The 20,188-nt window shown below is 67.4% G+C and carries 20 protein-coding genes; 8 read left to right on the forward strand and 12 right to left on the reverse strand.

From position 1 onward, the window contains the following. Positions 1–4 precede the first annotated feature (4 nt). Positions 5–1,090, forward strand: a complete 1,086-nt coding sequence (queA, locus tag BLQ70_RS17160; RefSeq protein ID WP_091859046.1) for a tRNA preQ1(34) S-adenosylmethionine ribosyltransferase-isomerase QueA — start codon at positions 5–7, stop codon at positions 1,088–1,090. A 15-nt stretch (positions 1,091–1,105) separates the two neighbouring features. On the opposite strand, the gene BLQ70_RS17165 is transcribed toward queA, so the two are convergent. Beyond that, positions 1,106–2,134, reverse strand: coding sequence for a purine-nucleoside phosphorylase (locus tag BLQ70_RS17165; RefSeq protein WP_139163574.1), 1,029 nt, complete (start codon positions 2,132–2,134; stop codon positions 1,106–1,108). A gap of 179 nt (positions 2,135–2,313) precedes the next feature. On the opposite strand from BLQ70_RS17165, the gene BLQ70_RS17170 reads away from it, so the two are divergent. The 3 genes from BLQ70_RS17170 to BLQ70_RS17180 all read left to right on the forward strand — a co-directional run bounded on the left by BLQ70_RS17170 (position 2,314) and on the right by BLQ70_RS17180 (position 5,554). Next, entirely contained in the window at positions 2,314–2,976 is a 663-nt protein-coding gene (locus tag BLQ70_RS17170; protein ID WP_091859049.1) for a tetratricopeptide repeat protein, read from the forward strand. Between the two features lie 83 nt (positions 2,977–3,059). Next, positions 3,060–4,457 (forward strand): ribosome biogenesis GTPase Der, encoded by a 1,398-nt coding sequence (gene der, locus BLQ70_RS17175; protein ID WP_061968136.1) that lies wholly within the window; start codon positions 3,060–3,062, stop codon positions 4,455–4,457. Further along, a complete protein-coding gene (locus BLQ70_RS17180; RefSeq protein ID WP_091859052.1) occupies positions 4,457–5,554 on the forward strand; it encodes an NAD(P)/FAD-dependent oxidoreductase in 1,098 nt (365 codons plus the stop codon). Before der ends, BLQ70_RS17180 begins: the two co-directional genes overlap by 1 nt. On the opposite strand, the gene BLQ70_RS17185 is transcribed toward BLQ70_RS17180, so the two are convergent. The 11 genes from BLQ70_RS17185 to rpsF form a co-directional block, all read right to left on the reverse strand. Next, positions 5,541–6,308, reverse strand: coding sequence for a tetratricopeptide repeat protein (locus tag BLQ70_RS17185; protein ID WP_091859055.1), 768 nt, complete (start codon positions 6,306–6,308; stop codon positions 5,541–5,543). The genes BLQ70_RS17180 and BLQ70_RS17185 overlap by 14 nt on opposite strands. A gap of 37 nt (positions 6,309–6,345) precedes the next feature. Next, a complete protein-coding gene (locus tag BLQ70_RS17190; RefSeq protein ID WP_170843451.1) occupies positions 6,346–7,086 on the reverse strand; it encodes an SDR family NAD(P)-dependent oxidoreductase in 741 nt (246 codons plus the stop codon). A 159-nt stretch (positions 7,087–7,245) separates the two neighbouring features. Then, positions 7,246–8,718, reverse strand: coding sequence for an amidophosphoribosyltransferase (gene purF, locus BLQ70_RS17195; RefSeq protein WP_061968352.1), 1,473 nt, complete (start codon positions 8,716–8,718; stop codon positions 7,246–7,248). 40 nt (positions 8,719–8,758) lie between these two features. Beyond that, a complete protein-coding gene (locus tag BLQ70_RS17200) occupies positions 8,759–9,391 on the reverse strand; it encodes a CvpA family protein (RefSeq protein WP_061968129.1) in 633 nt (210 codons plus the stop codon). Between the two features lie 106 nt (positions 9,392–9,497). After that, on the reverse strand, positions 9,498–10,898 hold the full coding sequence (radA, locus tag BLQ70_RS17205) for a DNA repair protein RadA (protein ID WP_061968128.1): 1,401 nt from the start codon (positions 10,896–10,898) through the stop codon (positions 9,498–9,500). Then, positions 10,898–12,028 (reverse strand): alanine racemase, encoded by a 1,131-nt coding sequence (gene alr / locus BLQ70_RS17210; RefSeq protein ID WP_244512064.1) that lies wholly within the window; start codon positions 12,026–12,028, stop codon positions 10,898–10,900. Before alr ends, radA begins: the two co-directional genes overlap by 1 nt. Further along, the gene (locus tag BLQ70_RS17215) at positions 12,025–13,512 is read right to left on the reverse strand and encodes a replicative DNA helicase (RefSeq protein ID WP_061968126.1); all 1,488 of its coding nucleotides are present in this window, start codon (positions 13,510–13,512) and stop codon (positions 12,025–12,027) included. Before BLQ70_RS17215 ends, alr begins: the two co-directional genes overlap by 4 nt. 217 nt (positions 13,513–13,729) lie before the next feature. Further along, positions 13,730–14,296 (reverse strand): 50S ribosomal protein L9, encoded by a 567-nt coding sequence (rplI, locus tag BLQ70_RS17220; protein ID WP_061968124.1) that lies wholly within the window; start codon positions 14,294–14,296, stop codon positions 13,730–13,732. 35 nt (positions 14,297–14,331) lie between these two features. Next, positions 14,332–15,279 (reverse strand): DUF2232 domain-containing protein, encoded by a 948-nt coding sequence (locus BLQ70_RS17225; protein WP_091859061.1) that lies wholly within the window; start codon positions 15,277–15,279, stop codon positions 14,332–14,334. A gap of 182 nt (positions 15,280–15,461) precedes the next feature. Then, positions 15,462–15,707: a 30S ribosomal protein S18 gene (gene rpsR, locus BLQ70_RS17230; RefSeq protein WP_038367644.1), complete on the reverse strand. Its 246-nt coding sequence runs from the start codon at positions 15,705–15,707 to the stop codon at positions 15,462–15,464. A 2-nt stretch (positions 15,708–15,709) separates the two neighbouring features. Then, positions 15,710–16,141 carry a 30S ribosomal protein S6 gene (gene rpsF / locus BLQ70_RS17235; protein ID WP_061968121.1) on the reverse strand — a complete coding sequence of 144 codons (432 nt, stop codon included), beginning with the start codon at positions 16,139–16,141 and terminating at the stop codon, positions 15,710–15,712. Positions 16,142–16,474: 333 nt separating this feature from the next. On the opposite strand from rpsF, the gene fabD reads away from it, so the two are divergent. The 4 genes from fabD (at position 16,475) to fabF (ending at position 20,041) form a co-directional block, all read left to right on the forward strand. Continuing rightward, positions 16,475–17,419, forward strand: coding sequence for an ACP S-malonyltransferase (gene fabD, locus BLQ70_RS17240; protein ID WP_091859063.1), 945 nt, complete (start codon positions 16,475–16,477; stop codon positions 17,417–17,419). A gap of 55 nt (positions 17,420–17,474) precedes the next feature. After that, complete coding sequence (gene fabG / locus BLQ70_RS17245; protein WP_091859066.1) at positions 17,475–18,212, forward strand: 3-oxoacyl-[acyl-carrier-protein] reductase; 738 nt, start codon at positions 17,475–17,477, stop codon at positions 18,210–18,212. A 265-nt stretch (positions 18,213–18,477) separates the two neighbouring features. Further along, on the forward strand, positions 18,478–18,714 hold the full coding sequence (locus BLQ70_RS17250) for an acyl carrier protein (protein WP_061968116.1): 237 nt from the start codon (positions 18,478–18,480) through the stop codon (positions 18,712–18,714). 55 nt (positions 18,715–18,769) lie between these two features. Continuing rightward, positions 18,770–20,041, forward strand: a complete 1,272-nt coding sequence (fabF, locus tag BLQ70_RS17255; protein WP_061968115.1) for a beta-ketoacyl-ACP synthase II — start codon at positions 18,770–18,772, stop codon at positions 20,039–20,041. Positions 20,042–20,188 lie beyond the last annotated feature (147 nt).

A 20,188-nucleotide genomic window follows, 5' to 3' on the forward strand; every position in this document is an offset into this window, starting at 1 on the left:
CATCGTGGATGTCGGGCTCTTCGATTTCGACCTGCCCGAGGACCGTATCGCGCTGAGGCCCGCAAGCCCGCGCGATGCGGCGCGGCTGCTCGTGGTGCGCCCGGACGCACCCGAGCCGCTGGAGGATCGCGGCATCCGCGACCTCGTCGCGTTGCTTGAGCCCGGTGACGCGCTCGTCCTCAACGACACGCGCGTCATCCCGTCCCGCTTGCGCGGACGGCGCTATCGCGGTGAGGATTCGGCCCGCGTCGAGATCATGTTGCACAAGCGCGAGAGCGAGGATCGCTGGCTCGCCTTCGCCCGGCCGGCCAAGAAGCTCGCCATCGGCGAACGTGTGGTTTTCGATTCGGACGCCGCCAGCAATGCCTGCGAACTCGGCCGCCTGCACGCCGAGGTGATCGCCAAGGGCGAGGGCGGCGAGGTCGAATTGCAGTTCAGCCTGACCGGCGCCTATCTCGACGAGGCGATCGAGCGGCTCGGCGAATTGCCGCTGCCGCCCTATATCGCCGGCAAGCGCCCGACCGACAGCGCCGACACGGCCGATTACCAGACCAATTTCGCCCGGAAGGACGGCGCCGTCGCCGCCCCGACCGCGGGCCTGCATTTCACGCCGGAGCTATTGGCGGCGCTGGAGGCGCGCGGCGTCAGCCGGCATTTCGTCACGCTCCATGTCGGCGCCGGCACCTTCCTGCCGGTGAAGGCGGAGGACACCGACGACCACCGCATGCATGCCGAGTGGGGCACGGTCTCAGCCGAGACGGCTGCCGCGCTGAACGCCGTCAAGGTGAAGGGCGGGCGGATCGTCTGCGTCGGCACGACCTCGCTGCGCCTGATCGAGAGCGCGGCCGCCGAGGACGGCACGATCCGGCCGTTCTCCGGCGACACCGCAATCTTCATCACGCCGGGCTACCGCTTCCGTGCGGTCGACATGCTGATGACGAATTTCCATCTGCCGCGCTCGACACTCTTCATGCTCGTCTCCGCCTTCTGCGGACTCGACATGATGAAACGGGCCTATGCCCATGCGATCGCGGCAAATTACCGCTTCTACTCCTACGGCGATGGCAGCCTGCTCTTCCGGGCAGGCTGACCGCGCCCGCAGGCCTTACTTCGCCGGCAGCGGCGGCACGCCCTTCTGCCAGACCGGCCAGTCCGCGACGATGTGATCGACCACCTTCGAGCCCACCGCCGCGACATTGGCGACGGTCTCGGCGAAGCCGCCCGCCGTTTGGCCCGGCGCCGGGTCGAGATGCTGCAGCGTCGTCTCGTTCGGGTTGCCCTGGTCGAAATTGACAGCGCCGCGCAGGCTCATGATCCGGTCAGTGCCGAATTGCCGCTTGATCACCAGCGTGATCGCGGCCGCCTCCATTTCGGTAATGACGTAGTCGTCGGCGCCGTAGAGCTTGGCCATATATTGCGCCTCCTTCGACAGGCCCGGCCCGTGGAAGAAGGTGTCGCCGGTCATATGCGTGCCGACCTGTACGGAGGGCGCGGCCTGCGCCTTCTTGTCGGGGTAGCGCATGCGATACTGCTTCGCGGAGTCGGAATCCTGAAGGTTCACGCCGGAGCCGAGCTTCACCGCCCAGTTCACCAGAACCGGGTTGAGCTGGAAGACGCGGTAGCTCTCATAGCCCTTGCGCGGCATGAAGACGGGCTCGCCCGGCTTGCCTTCCTCCGGCGCCCAGCGATGACCGAGATCGTAATCGACCAGCCAGCTCCCCCAGGAGACATCGCCGATCGTACCGCGCGAAGGCGGCGTGCCGGCGACGCCGCTCAGCACGAAATAGGCCTGCGAGAAATCATAGGCCGGGTCGAGCAGGATCGCCTGCATCGAGGAGGACGAATTGACCTTGCCCATGCCGAGCACGCTGCCGCAGACGCCGTCGCTGTTGCAGAAGACCGGCTTCAGCGCGCCCTTGACCTCATGCGGCTGGCTCGCCTTCCAGTAGCGCTCGTACCAGTGCTGGAACTCGCCGGCCCGGTCGCCGGTATTCTCGCCGATCTCGAACATCGCGGCGATGAACACCTTGACCTTGATCGGTTGGGTCTGCGCGGCAGCAGGGGCCGCGAGCGCACCAAAGGCGGCGAAGGCGAGGGCGGCGAGGCCGGCCCGTCTGGTTGTCGTCTGCTTCATGGAACTCTCCACGGCCGAAAGCTGAAAGGCCGTCCGGGGCGGGCGCAGCAGGGGCCGAGCCAATTTTGCCATGTTCGGAGCCCGCTCGTCCATCATGGTCGATGCTCCATGCACTGAACCGGCTCGCATTCCCCGGCTGAAAATGCTACCGGGCTCCCAACAGGGATTTTGACAGTCAAATGGCCGATATTTTTCGCGAGATCGAAGAGGAAGTCCGCCGCGACAAGGCGGCGGAGCTCTGGAAGAAATATGGCTGGGTCATCACCGGCCTCGCCGTGCTGGCGGTGCTGGCCGTCGCCGGCTGGCAGTTCTGGCTGCACCGCGAGAATCAGGCCTCGCAGGCCGTCGGCGCGCGCCTCGAAGCGGCGCTGAAATCCTCGCGTGACGGCGACGCTACCCAGGCCGAGACCATCCTGAAGGAGCTCTCGACCACGGCGCCGGCTGGCTACCGCCTGATCGCCCGCTTCCGCCTCGCGGCCGAGACGGCCAAGCGCGACCCGGCCGCCGGCGCCGCCGCCTTCGACGCCCTCGCCGGCGACGCCTCGCTCGACCAGACCTATCGCGACCTCGCGAAGCTGCGCGCCGGCATCCTGCGCGTCGATCTCGCGCCCTATCCGGAGATCAAGGCGGCGCTGGAGCCGCTGGCCTCTGCCCAGGGCGTCTGGCGCCACACGGCTCGCGAGTTCCTCGGCATCGCCGCGCTCAAGGCCAACCTCTTCGAGGATGCCGGGCGCTGGTTCGATGCCGCGATCACCGATCCGCAGGCGCCGCGCGGCCTGCGCCAGCGTGTCGAGCTCTATCTCGCTCTGGTCCGTGGCGGCCCCGTCACGGTGAAGAACTGAACCGGAGCCTCGCTCCAACGCCGCCGCCGCCCCGGTCCTTCGCTTCGGCGAACCGGGACGACGGCGAAAATGTGTGAAATCTGATGACAGCCATCGTCGCCCTGATCGGGCGCCCCAATGTCGGCAAGTCGACGCTGTTCAACCGGCTGGTCGGCAAGAAGCTCGCCCTGGTCGACGACCGGCCGGGCGTGACGCGCGACCGCCGCGAGGGTGACGCTACCCTCGGCCATCTCCGCTTCAAGGTGATCGACACCGCCGGTCTCGAAGAGGCCGACAAGGAATCGCTGGCCGGCCGCATGCGCGCCCAGACCGAGACCGCGATCGCGCAGGCCGATGTCGTGCTCTTCATGATCGACGCCCGCCTCGGCATCACGCCGATGGACCAGCCCTTCGCCGATCTGGTGCGCCGCTCCGGCAAGCCCGTGATCCTGCTCGCCAACAAGGCCGAGGGGAAGAAGGGCACCGACGGCATCATCGAGTCCTACGGGCTCGGCCTCGGCGATCCCGTGCCGTTCTCGGCCGAGCATGGCGAGGGCACCTCGGACCTGCTCGAGGCGCTCGCGCCTTACATCCCCGATGAGCCCGAGGACGACGAGGACGAGACGGCCTGGGCGGACGTTCCCGCCGCCGATTCGGATGACGAGGAGGATATCGATCCCGATCGTCCCTTGCGCGTCACCATCATCGGCCGCCCGAACGCCGGCAAGTCGACGCTGGTCAACCGCATGATCGGCGAGGACCGGATGCTGACCGGCCCCGAGGCCGGCATCACCCGTGACACCATCTCGGTCGACTGGGAATGGCGCGGCCGCAAGGTCAAGCTCTTCGACACCGCCGGCATGCGCAAGCGCGCCCGCATCGAGGAGAAGCTGGAGAAGCTTTCGGTCGCGGATTCGCTGCGCGCGATCCGTTTCGCCGAGGTCGTCGTCGTGCTGCTCGACGCCACCATCCCCTTCGAGAAGCAGGACCTGACGCTGGTCGACCTGACCGAGCGCGAGGGCCGCTCCGTCGTCATCGGCCTCAACAAATGGGACCTCGTCGCCGACAAGCAGGGCCTACTGGCCGAGCTCAAGGAGAAGGCCAACCATCTCCTGGCGCAGGTCCGCGGCGTGCCGATCATTCCGCTCTCCGGCCTCGCTGGCGAAGGCATCGACAAGCTGATGCAGGGTGTGTTCTCCGCCTACGGCGTCTGGAACCGCCGCGTTTCGACCGCGCGGATCAATCGCTGGCTCGAAGGCGTGCTCTCGGCGCATCCGCCCCCGGCCGTGGCCGGACGGCGCATCAAGATCCGCTACATGACGCAGGCCAAGGCCCGCCCGCCGACCTTCGCGCTGTTCGGCAACCAGCTCGATCATCTGCCGGTGTCCTACACCCGCTATCTCGTCAACAATCTCCGGGAAGCCTTCGAATTGCCGGGCACGCCGATTCGGCTGCATCGCCGCGGCGGCGACAATCCCTATGACAAGGGGCGCAAGAGCTGATGAGGGTCGCTGTCGTCGGGGCCGGTATCGCCGGGCTTTCCACCGCCTGGTCGCTGAGCAAGCGCGGGCATGAGGTGACGCTGTTCGAGCAGGCGCCGCAGATCCCCAACCCCTATGCGGCCTCGGGCGACCAGCACCGCATCATCCGCCGCGCCTATGGCGGCGCCGACGGCTATGCCCGCACCATCACCGAGGCCTTCGACGCCTGGAGTGAACTCTGGGCCGATCTCGGCAAGCAGCATTACGCGCCTTGCGGCGTGCTCGGCATCTCCCAGACCGAGGGCGACGAGGGCGAGGAGTATCGCGAGGGCCTCGACCGCATGGCCTCGCCCTACGAGCTCTACGAAGCAGGCGAGGCCGCCCGGCGCTATCCCTTCATCGATCCGGCGACGATCCGCTACGCCTATCTCAGCCCCGAGGGCGGCGCGCTGTTCCCGGCCCGTATCGCCGCAGACATGGTCCGCCTGCTGCGCGAGCGTGGCGTCACCTTGCGCGAGGGCGCGACGGTCACTTCGATCGATCCCGAGACCGGCCGCATCGGATTGGCGGATGGCGAGGCGGCGAGCTTCGACCGCATCGTCGTCAGCTCCGGCGCCTGGGTGCTGAAGCTCCTGCCGGAGCTTGCCGATGTGCTGACGACCTATCGTACCGCTGTCGCCTATCTCGACCCGCCCGAGGACCTGAAGGCTGCCTGGCAGGTCGCTCCGGTGATCGTTGATGTCGGCGGCACGGTCGACGGCTATGTCCTGCCGCCGGTCGACGGCACTGGCCTCAAGGTCGGCGCCGGCGTGCACAAGCGCCCGCGCCAGCCCGACGAGGAGCGCGAGCCGCGGGCCGGCGAAGGCGAGCAGATTCGCGATTATTTCGCGCCGCCCTTCGCACGCATCGCCGAATATCGCGTCGATCGCGTCGTCACCTGCGCCTACACCTTCACGGCGGATCGCAAGTTCTTGTCGCGGCAGATCGGCCGCGTGACGGCCGTCTCGGCCTGCTCCGGCCATGGCTACAAGTTCGGCGCGGCGGTCGGCCGGCGCGTCGCGGCTGCGGTCGAGAGCGGCGATCAGGCCGGCCTGCTGCGCTGGCTCAGGGCCGAGTGACCGGCGCAGGCGCGCCTGCATCGCGCGCCGAAAGGGCCTTGGCCTTCGCCTCGTCAGCTGCCGCCTCGGCCTCCTGGCCGGCTGCGCGTCTGGCGGCTGCGCGGAAGCGATAATTATCGTCGGCATCCGGCGCGAGACGGATCGCCTCGCTGAAGTCGGCGATGGCGCGGTTGGTGTCGCCCTTGCTGAAATGGGTCAGGCCGCGGAACGACCAGGCTTTTTCGAGACGCGGCGCCAGAGCGATGGCGCGATCGAGATCGGCGAGAGCCTTGGCGGGCTCGCCGAGCGAGGCCTGGATCGACGCACGCGTGATGAAGAACTCAGCCTGCGATGGATCGAGCCCGATGGCCGTATTGAGGTCGCTCAGGGCTCGCGGCAAGTCACGCATGTAGAGCAGCCGGGCCTGGCCGCGCTTCCAGAAGGCGATGGCCGTCTTTGGTGCGAGCGCGATGACACGGCCATAATCGGCAAGCGCCTGCGTATAGGCCGCGCCCGTTCCGGGTGCCAGGAGATCGGCGCGATCCAGAAGGGTGGCGACAAGCGCCTCACCCGTAAGCCCGTGGTGCTCGACCAGCGCGTTGCAGGCGGCGAGAGCCTTGTCATGGCGCGCAATGATCTGAGCCGGATCGGATGAGGGCTCGTTATGCCCTGAACGGCAGATCTGGCGCAGGTCCGCGACGGAATCGGCAAGAGCCGGTCCCCCGATCAGGACGGCGGCGAGGCAGAGGGCTTTCGACCAACGGACGGAAGGCAAAACCACGCTGTCTCCTTCGTCTTGGTATGGCCGCGTCTCAGGCCGGCAACTGCGGCGTCAGCACCTTGCCCTGCGGGAAGTCGAAGATCTTGCCGCTCTCGGCCCAATCGGGCGAAGCCAGCCGGACCAGATGCGGCGCCAGCTCCTCCGGCGTCTTCAGCGTCTGCGGGTCTTCGCCCGGCATGGCCTCGGCCCGCATCTTGGTGCGCACTGGCCCCGGATTGACCAGCATGAGCTTGACCGGGGTCGTCGCGGTCTCGGCCGCGTAGGTACGCCCCAGCGCCTCTACGGCGGCCTTGGAGACCGAATAGGGGCCCCAATAGGCCGTGCATTTATGCGCGGCGCCCGAGGTCATCAGCAGGACGCGGCCGGCATCGGATGCGCGCAGCGCCGGATCGAGCGCCTTGAGCAGGCGCCAGTTGGCAGTGACGTTGATGTCGAGGACCTTGGCCCAGTCCTTCTCGGTGACATGGTCGAGCGGGCTCAGCGAGCCGAGCACGCCGGCATTGGCGAGCAGGATGTCGAGCTTGCCCCAGCGCTCCGTCACGGCGTGGCCGAGCTTCTCCAGCCCGCCGGCGTCAGCGAGGTCGAGCGGCACCAGGGTGGCGCTGCCGCCGATCGCTACGATCTCGTCATCGAGCTCCTCGAGCGCGCCGGCCGTGCGGGCGAGCGCGATGACATGGGCGCCTGCCTCGGCGAAGGCCAGCGCCGCGGCGCGGCCGATGCCGCGCGAAGCGCCGGTGACGAGCGCGACGCGCCCCTTGAGCGGTTGGGTCATGATGAAAGTCGCCCCGTTTCCCTCGCGCCGTCATCCCGGACAAGCCGCGATAGCGGCGCCGATCCGGGATCCATTCCGGAGCGCTTCCGATGAACGTTCAGGCATGGATCCCGGGTCTGCGCTTCGCTTCGCCCGGGATGACAGCCCTTGTGGAAAAGCTCAGCCGGCTTCGGCCAGCAGCGAGATCCGCTGCTTGGCGCTCTCGCCGATCAGGTCGGTCAGCGAGGTCGGATAGTCGCCGGTGAAGCAATGGTCGGTGAATTGCGGCCGGACGGGATCGCGCCGCTCATGGCCCATCGCCCGGTAGAGCCCGTCCACCGAGATGAAGGCCAGCGAATCGGCGCCGACGAACTGGCGCATCTCCTCCAGCGAATGGGTCGCGGCGAGCAGCTTCTCCCGATCGGGCGTATCGATGCCGTAATAGTCGGGATGGGTGATCGGCGGCGAGGAGATGCGGAAATGCACCTCCTTGGCGCCGGCCTCGCGCATCATCTTCACGATCTTGAACGAGGTCGTGCCGCGCACGATCGAGTCGTCGACCAGGATGATGCGCTTGCCCTCGACCACCGAGCGGTTGGCCGAATGCTTCAGCTTGACGCCGAGCTCGCGGACCTTCTGCGTCGGCTCGATGAAAGTGCGGCCGACATAGTGGTTGCGGATGATGCCGAGCTCGAACGGGATGCCGCTGGCCTGGGCATAGCCCAGCGCCGCCGGCACGCCGGAATCCGGCACGGGCACGACGACATCGGCCTCGGTCGGCGCTTCCTGCGCCAGCACGGCACCCATCGCCTTGCGGCGCTCGTAGATGCTGCGGCCCTTCACGATCGAATCGGGGCGGGCGAAGTAGATGTATTCGAAGATGCACGGCCGCTCGGCCACCGGCGGGAAGGGCTTGTGGCTCTCGATCCCGCTCTCGGAGATGATCACGACCTCGCCGTTCTCGATCTCGCGGACGAACTTGGCGCCGATGATGTCGAGCGCGCAGGTCTCCGAGGTCAGGATCGGGCAGCCATCGAGATCGCCGAGCACGAGCGGGCGGATGCCGAGCGGATCGCGCGCGCCGATCAGCTTCTTGTTGGTCATGCCGACGAAGGCATAGGCGCCCTCGATCTGGCGGATCGCCTCGATGAAGCGGTCGACGAATTGCTGCTTGCGGCTGCGCGCGACGAGATGCAGCAGCACCTCGGTATCGGAGGTCGACTGGTAGATCGCGCCGTCGCGGACAAGGTTGCGGCGCAGCGTCAGCCCGTTGGTCAGGTTGCCGTTATGCGCGACGGCGAAGCCGCCGCCATGCAGTTCGGCGAAGAGCGGCTGGACGTTGCGCAGGATCGTCTCGCCGGTGGTCGAGTAGCGGACATGGCCGATGGCCTGCTTGCCCTTGAGCTTGTCGATGACGCTCGCTTCCGAGAAGGCGTCGCCGACGAGGCCGAGGCGGCGCTCCGAGTGGAAGCGCTTGCCGTCGAAGGAGACGATGCCCGCCGCCTCCTGGCCGCGATGCTGAAGCGCGTGCAGGCCGAGCGCCGTCAGCGCTGCCGCGTCGGCATGGCCGTAGATGCCGAAGACGCCGCATTCTTCCCGGAGCCGGTCGGCATTGGGGTCGAAGGCGGTATCACGCTCGGTGTGCGAGATCATGTCGAGCTCCACGCGCTGGGACGGTTTAGCTGAGCCTCAATTAGGGACGGGCAGGCGCCGGCGCAACCGGGGCTGGCGCCACCGGTGCCGGCGTCGCGGGGCTGCGCGGCTCTTCCGCCGGAGCCTCGGGCGCGGTCTCGGTGGTCTGCTTCTTCAGCAGGTTCTTGATGAAGTCGGCGTTGACGTCCTGCGGCAGCATGGAGATCAGCGAACGGCCGGTCTCTTCGAGCATCGGCTTGGCCTTGGCATCCTTGGCCCAGACCGGCATCTTCTCGGCGCCGACCAAGGCTGCGAAGAACAGATAGCCGATCACCGCCAGCAGCAGGCCGCGCGCCGCACCGAAGACGAAGCCGAGCGTGCGGTCGAGCGCGCCGATGCGCGAATCCAGTACGAAGTCCGAGACCCGCGCCGTGATCAGCGAGACGACGATCAGCGTGCCCAGGAACAAAGCCGCGATCGAGGCGACCAGCGCGATCGTGCCCTGCGCCGAGCTTGCCGGGATGTATTGCTGGATGAAGGGCACGAGCTGCGGGTGGAAAAGCCAGGCGACGACTGCCGCGGCGACCCAGGAGGCGATCGCAAGCACCTCGCGCGTGAAGCCGCGCACGGCTGCGAGCAAAGCCGAGATCAGAACCACGCCGATGACGACGAGATCAAGAATGGTGACAGGCATTGGGAGGGCCGCTTTGCTGTGGTCAGGTGCCGGCCAGCCGGAGCAGGGCGGCCGTTTCGGCTTTGCTATACGCGTTCCCGCCCTCTGCGTCACCCTTTCGGCGGAGTCATTTCACATCTCTGCGAGGTGCACGCGCCGCGATATCGGCAACGAGTTCCGTGACATGGCCGAAACGCCTGAGCGAGAGCCCGTTGCCGTCGCCATGATCGGTGCCGCCGCTCGGCATCAGCGCCGCCTCGAAGCCGAGCTTGGCGGCCTCCCGGAGGCGCGCGGCCGCGACCGCGACCGGGCGAATCGCGCCCGAGAGCGCGATCTCGCCGAAATAGACCGCTTCCTGCGGCAGGGTCGCGCCGCTCAGCGAGGACACCAGCGCCGCGGCGACCGCGACATCGGCCGCCGGCTCGTTGACGCGCAACCCCCCGGCGACATTGAGATAGACGTCATGCTGGCCGAGCCTCAAGCCCCCATGCGTTTCGAGCACGGCCAGCACCATGGCGAGCCGGCTGTTCTCCCAGCCGACGACAGCGCGCCGCGGCGTGCCGAGCGCGGTCGGGGCGACCAGCGCTTGGATTTCGACCAGCACGGGCCGTGTGCCCTCCATGCCGGCGAAGACGGCGGCGCCCGGCGCCGGCTGGTCACGCCCCGCCAGGAACAGCGCCGAGGGGTTCGTCACCTCCGACAGGCCCTTGCCGGTCATCTCGAAGACGCCGATCTCGTCGGTCGCGCCGAAGCGGTTCTTCTGGCCGCGCAGGATGCGGAACGAGTGCGCGCCTTCGCCTTCGAAGGAGAGCACGGCATCGACCATGTGCTCGACCACGCGCGGGCCGGCGATCTGCCCGTCCTTGGTGACATGGCCGACCAGGATCAGGCAGGCGCCGCTGGTCTTGGCATAGCGGATCAGCGCCTGGGCCGAGCCGCGAACCTGCGTCACCGTGCCCGGCGCGCTCTCGACCTCACCGGACCACATCGTCTGGATCGAATCGATTACCACCAGGGCAGGGCGCTCGCCCTGGCCCAGCGTCGCGATGATGTCCTCGACATTGGTCTCGGCCGCGAGATCGACCGGCGCCTCGGCCAGCCCCATCCGCTCGGCCCGGAGTCGCACCTGCCCGGTCGATTCCTCGCCCGAGACATAGACGACGCGCCGGCCGGCCTTGGCGAGCGCCGCGCAGGCCTGCATCAAGAGCGTCGACTTGCCGATGCCGGGATCGCCGCCGATCAGCAGCACCGAGCCCGGCACGAAGCCGCCGCCGGTGACGCGGTCCAGTTCGCCGATGCCGGAGACGATGCGTGGCGCGTCCTGCGTCTCGCCCTTCAGCGTTTCCAGCGCGAAGACGCGCCCGCGGGCTCGCCCGCCGGAGGAAAGACGCCCGCCGCCGGGAACGGGCGCGGCTTGCGCTTCTTCGACCAGCGAGGACCATGTCCCGCAGGCGTCGCACTTGCCCTGCCAGCGGTGATAGACCGCGCCGCAGGCCTGGCAGTGATAGGTGGGACCGCGCTTGGCCATCAGCCGCCGATATAGCGCCGCTGGTAGCGGCGGCCGAGGCTCGTGAGGATTTCGTAGCCGATCGTCTTGGCGCCGCCGCCGACCGTTTCGAGATCGAGCGGGCCGCCGATCAGGGTCACGCTCGCACCGCGCTTGGCGGCATCCGCGGGAGCATCGGTGACGTCGATGATGATCAGGTCCATCGAAACCGAGCCGACGAACGGGCAGGAGACGCCATCGATCAGCACCGAGCCGCCGGTCGAGGTATCGGTCCAGCTGCCGTTGCGCGGATAGCCATCGGCATAGCCGAGGCAGATCGTGGCGAGCTTGCGCTTGCCCTTGGCCGTCCAGCGGCCGTTATAGCCGACCTGCGTGCCGGCCTCGACCTCGCGGGTCTGGATGATCGTCGCCTCCAGCCCGACGACCGGCTTCATCGGATTCGGCTGCCCGGGCGTCGGATTGCCGCCATAGAGCGCATAGCCCGGCCGGGTGAGCTGGTAGGACGGGCAGTCCTTGAGGAAATGACCCGACGAATTCTTGAGCGAGGCCGGCACCTCGGGCAGGGCCGCCGCGATCTCGGCGAAGGCGGCGATCTGGCGGGCATTGGCCGGGTCGGTCTCGACTTCGGACGAGGCGAAATGGCTCATGACCAGCCCGATTCCGGCCGCCGCGATCACGCCCGAGCGCTCGCGGGCGAGATTGAGACCCTCGCCGGGCCAGAGGCCGAGCCGGTTCATCGCGGTGTCGACATGCAGCGCCGCCGGCCGGACCTGCGCACCGGTCTGCCGGAACGAGGCCCATTCCAGCAATTCCTCATGCGAGCCCAGAACCGGCGACAGGCCATGCGCGGCGAAGGTCTCGGCGGCGCCGGGCAAAAGCCCGTTCAGCACGTAGATCGTGGCGTCCGGTGCGACCTTGCGGGCGCGGATGGCCTCCGAGACATGGGCGACGAAGAAGCTCTTGCAGCCTGCTTTCGCCAGCGCCGTCACGGCGGGCTCGATGCCGATGCCATAGGCGTCGGCCTTGACCACGGCGCTGGCTTCGGTGCCGGCGCGCTTGCCGAGCAGGCGCCAGTTCGAGATCAGCGCGTCGAGATCGATGGTGAGGGTCGCACCGAAGGCGGCGGAATCAGGCAGGTCGGCAGGCATCATTCACGGTCCGGCAGGCGCATCTCATCGGCGCGATCGGAGAAGCGTGTCACATCCGCGTCGAACTGCAAGGCTACGGCGCCGGTCGGGCCGTGACGCTGCTTGCCGATGATCAGTTCGGCGACGCCGTGCATCGCCTCCATCTCGATCTGCCACTTGTTGTGCTCTTCGGTCCCCGGCCGCGGCTCCTTGCCCTTGAGGTAGTATTCCTCGCGGTAGACGAACATCACCACGTCGGCGTCCTGCTCGATCGAGCCGGATTCACGCAGGTCCGAGAGCTGCGGGCGCTTGTCGTCGCGATTTTCGACCTGGCGCGAGAGCTGCGAGAGCGCGATGATCGGAACGTTGAGCTCCTTGGCCAGCGCCTTCAGGCTGGTGGTGATCTCGGTCAGCTCCTGCACGCGGTTCTGGCTGTTCTTGGACGAGCCGGAGAGGAGCTGCAGGTAGTCGATGAACAGGACGTCGAGCCCCTTCTGGCGCTTCAGCCGCCGGGCGCGGGCCATCAACTGCGCGATCGAGATGCCGCCGGTCTGGTCGATATAGAGCGGCAGCTTCTCGATCTGGGCGGCGACATCGGTCAGGCGGGCGAAATCGCCTTCGGTGATGCGGCCCTGCCGGATCTTGTAGGAGGAAATGCTCGACTGCTCGGCGACGATACGGGTCGCAAGCTGATCGGCCGACATTTCGAGCGAGAAGAAGCCGACGATGCCGCCATCGACCGACTTGATCGAGCCGTCCTCCTGCCGCTCGCCGCGCCAGGCCTTGGCGATGTTGAAGGCGATATTGGTCGCGAGCGAGGTCTTGCCCATGGCGGGGCGCCCGGCGAGCACGAGCAGGTCCGAGCGCTGCAGGCCGCCCATGCGCTGGTCGACGTCGCGCAGGCCCGTCGAGATGCCCGACAGGCCACCGGCGCGCTGGTAGGCGCTCGCCGCCATGTCGATGGCGAGGCGCAGGGCGCCGTCGAATTTCTGGAAGCCGCCTTCGTAGCGGCCCTTCTCGGCGAGCTCGTAGAGCCGGCGCTCGGCATCCTCGATCTGCTCGCGCGGCGCCATCTCGACCGGCGCGTCATAGGCGACGTTGACGAGGTCCTCGCCGACGCCGATGAGCTGGCGGCGTATCGCGAGGTCGTAGACCGTCCGGCCGTAATCGGCGGCGTTGATGACGGTCGTCGCCTCGGCGGCGAGGCGGGCGAGATACTGGCTCGGCGTGATCTCGCCGAGATCGAGGTCGTTGACGAAGGTCTTGAGCGTGATCGGCGTCGCGACCTTGCCGGCCCGGATGAGGCTCGATGCCAGCTCGTAGATGCGCTGGTGGATCGGCTCGAAGAAATGGTCCGGCAGCAGGAAGTCGGAAACGCGGTAGAACGCGTCGTTATTGACCAGGATCGCGCCCAGCAGCGCCTGCTCCGCCTCGATATTGTGAGGCTGGACGCGGAATTCGGCCTCGCGGTTGTCGAGGCGGGCGACGAGGGCGGTGACGGGGGCCATGGCTGCCTTGGTAAGTAAGCTCTTACTTACGTGTTCAAGCCGGCATTCGACCGCGGGTAGCGGAACGCATGGCGGCAACTGAGTCGGAGTGAACCTAGTTTAGCACTCCGCCAGCTTCTGCCAGCATGTTGAGGGTCTATTCCCGCAGTTCACAGGACAGACGAAAAAGGCGCCGTGTTGCCACGGCGCCCTTGACTCGTTTCGGGAGCGATAAGGCTCAGCGATCGTCGTCGCCACCGGCTTCGGCCAGCGCCGCACCGACCTCGAGGCCGAGATCGTCGAGATCGAACCTCTCCTGGGCCGTGACGTTCTCGCCTGCGGCCTGACGGTCGGCCTCTTCAGCCGAGCGGGCGACGTTGACGGTGACGGTGACCGCGACTTCCGGGTGCAGCACGACCGGGACGGTGTGCAGGCCGAGCGTCTTGATCGGGGTGTTCAGGGTCACCTGGCCGCGCGAGACGTTGAAGCCGTCCTTGGTCAGGGCCTCGGCGATGTCACGGGTCGAGACCGAGCCGTAGAGCACGCCGGACTCGCCGGACTGGCGCAGGATGGTGACGCTCTGGCCGTTGAGGCGCTCGGCGACCGCATCGGCTTCCGACTTCAGCTCGAGGTTGCGGGTCTCGAGCTCGAGCTTCTGGCTCTCGAAGCGCTTCTTGTTGTCTTCGGTGGCGCGCAGCGCCTTGCCGCGGGCGAGCAGGTAGTTGCGGCCGAAGCCGTCACGGACCTTCACGACGTCGCCCATCTGGCCGAGCTTGGCGACGCGTTCGAGCAGGATCACTTCCATTTTGTCTTCTCCTTGATCTGTCTGTGGTCAGGGTTTCAGGAACGGGTAGGCGGAGGCGGCAGCGCGGCCTGCCTGCGCAGGCCGAGAAGCGTGTCAATGACGCCGGCGATCGCGAGCAGCGGCGTCAGCAGGGCCTGCATCACGACGAGCGCGACATAGACCGAGATCAGCATCGGCATCCGCCAGGCACGGCCGCGCGAGATGTCGTGCAGCGTGGCGAGCCCGCTGAACATGAAGGCGGCGAGCAGCGCGCCGACGAAGGCCATCGCGGCGACGCCGATGAAGCCGCCCGTGGTTGCGACGAAGGCGCCGGCGATCAGCAGCAGCAAGGCCTGCCGCGGCAGCGTGGTCGAGGGAATGAAGGGCCAGGGGCGCGGCAAACGGTCGGACATCTTCACCGTGCGGGCCGCGAGCCAGAGATTGGCCGTGATGGTGGTGACGAAGGAGGCGCCGATGCCGAGCGGCACGGCCGGAGCCAGGCTGTCGGCCAGCTCCTTCACCTGGATATCGGCGGGCAATGCGATCAGCTTGCCGCGCACCATCTCGCCCAGCAGGTTCTCGATCATGCGCGCGATCACCGAGCGATAGGTCTCGTAATCGGTGGTCATCACCAGCGCGCTGCCGACGGTCGCGAGCGCCGCTGTGGCAGCGATCCAGAGCAAGAGGTTGCCGAGCGGATACCACTCGACCCGGCCCTCGATGTCGCCGCGGGCGAGCAGGGCGAGATAGGCGATCCACCAGGCCGGCAGGCCGATGATCAGGGCAAAGGCGATGCCGCCGGTGGGAGCCAGCGCAACCGCGACGGCGAGCGCACCGGCCACCGTGGCGAACAGCCCCGAGCGGTGGTTCCAGCCCAGCGATGCGATGAAGATCGGGAGGGGAGCGGCCGAATACAGCAGGGCAGCCAGCGGCGATCCGGTGATCACCACTGAGAAGAGCAGGGCCGAAACGAGGCCCGCGCCGATGCCGACAATCGGAATCATTTAAGTCCGTCCTGCTGTCCCGCTGCTCGCAAGCCTTGTGGGCTCGGCAGGGTGAGAGGCTTCTGGCCTCAACGAACCCGAGGGAGTTTCACCGACGGGCGACTGGTTGATCTTGAAAGCGAGAACCGGAGGCGAAGGGTACGCCTCCGGAATTTATCGTGTGCCGGAACCGAACGAACGGCTCAGCGGATGACGTAGGGCAGCAGGCCGAGGAAGCGGGCGCGCTTGATCGCCTGGGCGAGCTCGCGCTGCTTCTTGGCGGAGACCGCCGTGATGCGGGACGGAACGATCTTGCCGCGCTCGGAGATGTAGCGCGAGAGCAGACGCACGTCCTTGTAGTCGATCTTCGGGGCGCCTTCGCCCGAGAAGGGGCAGGACTTGCGGCGGCGGAAGAAGGGGCGGCGGGCGCCAGCGGATGCAGTCGACATTCTCAGGCCTCCGCTTCGGCGGTTTCGGTCGCTTCGTCGTCACGGCGCGGACGATCACGGCGCGGGCCGCGGTCGAAACGGTCGCCGCCACGCTCCGGACGGTCGTCGCGGTCACGCTTCTGCAGCATGGCCGACTGACCTTCCTCGAGCTCCTCGACCTTGATGGTCATGAAGCGCAGGATGTCCTCGTTGATGCGCATCTGGCGCTCCATCTCCAGCACGGCGGCGGAGGGAGCCTCGATGTTCAGCAGCGTGTAATGCGCCTTGCGGTTCTTCTTGATGCGGTAGCCGAGGGACTTGACGCCCCAGTACTCGACCTTGCGGATGGCGCCGCCATTCGCTTCGATCACGCCCTTGAACTGCTCGACAAGAGCTTCGACCTGCTGCGCGCTGACATCCTGCCGCGCGAGCAGCACATGCTCGTACAATGCCATATGTGGCCTTCCTTGTTTCACCCTGCTTCGCCCGGCGCGGAGCCCTCCGAGCCCTGGATAAGGCCCGACAGGATTTCATCGAAGGCGGAGACACGGGATGACGGTTCCGAAGAACCTGCGCTCTTCCTTGCGGGCAAGCGCCATCCGTTCAGCCTCCGGCCGAACAAGCAGGAGGCGGTGGTTACAGTGTCCGGTGCGCCGTGGCAACCGGAATCTCGTGTGGACGAGCGTCTGTCGGGCGGAAAAGATGGGCGTTGTGCTTGACTTGGCCGCTAAACCGATGTGACAGCCCCGTCATAATACATAAGTAGTGAAGAACGAGGCGTTCCGCACATGACCACAGCCTTCATCTTTCCGGGCCAGGGTTCGCAGGCCGTCGGCATGGGCAAGAGCCTGGCCGAGAACTTCGCCGTCGCGAAGGCGGTCTTCGACGAGGTCGATGCGGCGCTGTCGCAGAAGCTCTCGGCCGTGATGTGGGAAGGGCCTTCCGAGGAGCTGACCCTGACGGCCAATGCCCAGCCGGCGCTGATGGCGGTGAGCCTCGCGGTGGTGCGGGTTCTGGAAAGCGAAGCCGGGCTCGACCTGAAGCGCGATTCAGCCTTCGTCGCCGGTCATTCGCTCGGTGAGTATTCGGCGCTGGCCGCGGCCGGGACCTTCTCGATCGGCGATGCCGCCCGCCTGCTGCGCATTCGTGGCGACGCCATGCAGAAGGCCGTGCCGGCGGGGCAGGGCGCGATGGCGGCGCTGCTCGGTGCCGAGCTCGATCTCGCCCGCGAGATCGCCACGGCCGCAGCGCAGGGTGAAGTCTGCGAAGCCGCCAACGACAATGGCGGCGGCCAGGTCGTGCTCTCCGGCGCGAAGGCTGCGATCGAGCGCGCCATCGCGCTCGCCGGCGAGCGCGGCGTGAAGCGCGCCATGCTGCTGCCGGTTTCCGCACCCTTCCATTGCGCCCTGATGCAGCCGGCAGCCGATGCGATGCGTGATGCCCTCGCCAAGGTCGCGATGCAGGCGCCGGTGGTGCCGGTTGTCGCCAATGTCGGTGCCGCGCCGCTGAGCGACCCCGATGCGATCCGGGCTTCGCTCGTCGCGCAGGTCACCGGTACGGTGCGCTGGCGCGAATGCGTGCAGGCGATGGCGGCCGCTGGCGTCACCGATTTCGTCGAGGCCGGCAGCGGCAAGGTGCTGGCCGGGCTCGTCAAGCGTATCGTCGCAGGCGCGGCGCCGGTCTCGATCGGCACGGCCGATGACGTTGCGGCCTGGAAGGCCCGCAAGGAATAAGTGCAGAAACCCGGGACGGGCTGCAGCGGCAGGATGCCGAACAAGGGGAGCGAACATGTTTGATCTGACCGGCCGCAAGGCCCTGGTGACCGGCGCGACAGGCGGCCTCGGCGGCGCCATCGCCCGGACACTGCATGCGCAGGGTGCCAGCGTCGCGATCTCCGGAACGCGCGCGGAAGCGCTCGAAGCGCTGGCGGCCGAGTTCGGCGAGCGCGTCGTGATCGCGCCCTGCAATCTCTCCGACAAGGATTCGGTCGAGGCGCTCGTGCCGACTGCCGAGGAGAAGCTTGGCGGGCTCGACATTCTCGTCAACAATGCCGGCATCACCCGCGACAACCTGTTCATCCGGCTCAAGGACGAGGACTGGGACAGCGTGCTCGCGGTCAACCTCACCGCGGCCTTCCGGCTGTCGCGCGCCGCGGTGAAGTCGATGATGCGCCGCCGCTACGGCCGAATCGTCGCGATCGGCTCCGTCGTCGGCACGATGGGCAATCCCGGCCAGGGCAACTACGCCGCCGCCAAGGCGGGCCTGATCGGCATGTCCAAGGCGCTCGCAGCCGAGGTCGCGAGCCGCAACATCACCGTCAACGTGGTCGCGCCGGGCTTCATCGAGTCGCCGATGACCCAGGCGCTCAACGACAAGCAGCGCGAGGGCATCCTCTCCGACGTGCCGATGGGGCGGCTGGGTGAGGGCGCGGATGTGGCCGCGGCCGTCGCCTTTCTCGCCAGCACGGAGGCCGGCTACGTGACCGGGCAGACGCTGCACGTCAACGGCGGAATGGCAATGATCTAGGGGCGTTAGCGCCCATTCCGAATCGGCTTTGATAAGCCGGAAGCGCTCTCGCCAGCCCGTAAAGGGTATGTTAACTAGCGCCGTCTCGCTGCCGCCGGGCGTTCCGAGGGGACTTGACGAAACCTCGGTTGTTGCGTTTGTGCAGGCTTCAAGCTTTCCGGATCGCGGGCACCCTCCAGGTGGCGCGGCGGCTCGGAATGAGATTCCTCCACCGCGTCGCACCCCTGCGATGCGTTTTCAGTTTCAAAGTCTAAGGAAGAGACCCATGAGCGATGTTGCCGAGCGCGTGAAGAAGATCGTGGTCGAGCACCTCGGCGTCGAGGCCGACAAGGTCGTCGACGGCGCCAACTTCATCGAGGACCTGGGCGCGGACAGCCTCGACACCGTCGAGCTCGTGATGGCCTTCGAGGAAGAGTTCGGGGTCGAGATCCCGGACGATGCCGCCGAGACGATCGTGACCGTCGGCGACGCCGTCAAGTTCCTGTCGTCGAAGAGCGCCTGATCGACCTTAAGGGTTGGTCTACGCAGAAAGAGCCATGGCTTCTCGCAGTTATCCGATGCGGCGTGTTGTCGTAACCGGGCTCGGCATGGTGACGCCGCTTGCATGCGGCGTCGAGCCGACCTGGTCGCGCCTTCTTGCCGGTGCCAGCGGCGCCGGCCCCATCACATCCTTCGACGCCAGCGATCTGCCGGCGCGGATCGCCTGCAACATCCCGCGGGGTGACGGCAGCGACGGGACCTTCAATCCCGATCAGTGGATGGAGCCGAAGGAGCAGCGCAAGGTCGATGATTTCATCGTCTTCGCCATGGCGGCGGCCACGCAGGCGTTGCAGGACGCCGGCTGGAAGCCGGAAAGCTACGAGGATCAGACCCGCACCGGCGTCGCCATCGGCTCCGGTATCGGCGGGTTGGGCGGTATCTACGAGGCTTCGCTCCTGCTCAAGGAGCGCGGCCCGCGCCGCCTCTCGCCTTTCTTCATTCCCGGCCGCCTGAGCAATCTGGCGGCGGGTTATGTCTCGATCGAGCACGGGCTGAAAGGCCCGAATCACGCCGTCGTGACCGCCTGTTCGACCGGTGCGCATGCGATCGGCGACGCCTCCCGCATGATCGCGCTGGGTGATGCCGAGGTCATGGTCGCAGGAGGCGCCGAATCCGCGGTGAACCGCATCGGCATTGCCGGCTTCTGCGCCTGCCGCGCGCTTTCGACCGGTTTCAACGACACGCCCGAAAAGGCTTCGCGTCCCTATGACAAGGACCGCGACGGCTTCGTGATGGGCGAGGGCGCCGGCGTCGTCGTGCTCGAGGAACTCGAGCACGCGCTTGCCCGCGGCGCGCATATCTATGCCGAAATCGTCGGTTACGGCATGTCCGGCGACGCCTATCACATCACCTCGCCTTCCGAGGATGGTGACGGCGCCTACCGTTGCATGCAGGCCGCGCTGGACCGCGCCGGCATCACGGCGTCCGACCTTGACTATATCAATGCCCACGGCACCTCGACGCCGCTCGGCGACGAGATCGAATTGCGCGCCGTCGAGCGGTTGCTGGCCAATGCTTCGAGGCGTCCGTCGATGTCGTCGACCAAGTCGGCGACCGGCCATCTGCTCGGCGCTGCCGGTGCGATCGAGGCGATCTTCACCGTGCTCGCCATCCGCGACCAGACCGCGCCCCCGACGATCAATCTCGACAATCCTTCGGTCGAGACCGAGATCGACCTGGTGCCGCATGTCGCCCGCAAGCGCGAGATCGATTACGCCCTGTCGAACTCCTTCGGTTTCGGCGGCACCAATGCCTCGCTGGTGATGCGGCGCTACAGGCCCGAGCATTGAACCGCTGCGAAACAGCGCGGTTTCGCCATAATCTTGGGTAGAGTTGGCGACGACTGCGGCTGAATGCGTGATTCCGCGTTCACAGCCGCACCGAAACCGGCTCTAATGCCGTCGCCCGACTGAGTGCGGCTGCATGCCCACTCCGGC

The organism is Allobosea robiniae (genome assembly GCF_900102525.1).
Lineage (GTDB): Bacteria > Pseudomonadota > Alphaproteobacteria > Rhizobiales > Beijerinckiaceae > Allobosea > Allobosea robiniae.

Coding starts and splice junctions, on each gene's coding strand:
- alr (WP_244512064.1), bottom strand. CDS start 12,028: ATGATGCCTGCCGACCTGCCTGATTCCGCCGCCTTCGGTGCGACCCTC.
- BLQ70_RS17190 (WP_170843451.1), bottom strand. CDS start 7,086: ATGACCCAACCGCTCAAGGGGCGCGTCGCGCTCGTCACCGGCGCTTCG.
- BLQ70_RS17170 (WP_091859049.1), top strand. CDS start 2,314: ATGGCCGATATTTTTCGCGAGATCGAAGAGGAAGTCCGCCGCGACAAG.
- BLQ70_RS17200 (WP_061968129.1), bottom strand. CDS start 9,391: ATGCCTGTCACCATTCTTGATCTCGTCGTCATCGGCGTGGTTCTGATC.
- rplI (WP_061968124.1), bottom strand. CDS start 14,296: ATGGAAGTGATCCTGCTCGAACGCGTCGCCAAGCTCGGCCAGATGGGC.
- rpsF (WP_061968121.1), bottom strand. CDS start 16,141: ATGGCATTGTACGAGCATGTGCTGCTCGCGCGGCAGGATGTCAGCGCG.
- BLQ70_RS17225 (WP_091859061.1), bottom strand. CDS start 15,279: ATGATTCCGATTGTCGGCATCGGCGCGGGCCTCGTTTCGGCCCTGCTC.
- BLQ70_RS17180 (WP_091859052.1), top strand. CDS start 4,457: ATGAGGGTCGCTGTCGTCGGGGCCGGTATCGCCGGGCTTTCCACCGCC.
- BLQ70_RS17250 (WP_061968116.1), top strand. CDS start 18,478: ATGAGCGATGTTGCCGAGCGCGTGAAGAAGATCGTGGTCGAGCACCTC.
- radA (WP_061968128.1), bottom strand. CDS start 10,898: ATGGCCAAGCGCGGTCCCACCTATCACTGCCAGGCCTGCGGCGCGGTC.
- rpsR (WP_038367644.1), bottom strand. CDS start 15,707: ATGTCGACTGCATCCGCTGGCGCCCGCCGCCCCTTCTTCCGCCGCCGC.
- BLQ70_RS17215 (WP_061968126.1), bottom strand. CDS start 13,512: ATGGCCCCCGTCACCGCCCTCGTCGCCCGCCTCGACAACCGCGAGGCC.
- der (WP_061968136.1), top strand. CDS start 3,060: ATGACAGCCATCGTCGCCCTGATCGGGCGCCCCAATGTCGGCAAGTCG.
- fabG (WP_091859066.1), top strand. CDS start 17,475: ATGTTTGATCTGACCGGCCGCAAGGCCCTGGTGACCGGCGCGACAGGC.
- purF (WP_061968352.1), bottom strand. CDS start 8,718: ATGATCTCGCACACCGAGCGTGATACCGCCTTCGACCCCAATGCCGAC.
- fabF (WP_061968115.1), top strand. CDS start 18,770: ATGCGGCGTGTTGTCGTAACCGGGCTCGGCATGGTGACGCCGCTTGCA.
- fabD (WP_091859063.1), top strand. CDS start 16,475: ATGACCACAGCCTTCATCTTTCCGGGCCAGGGTTCGCAGGCCGTCGGC.
- BLQ70_RS17165 (WP_139163574.1), bottom strand. CDS start 2,134: ATGAAGCAGACGACAACCAGACGGGCCGGCCTCGCCGCCCTCGCCTTC.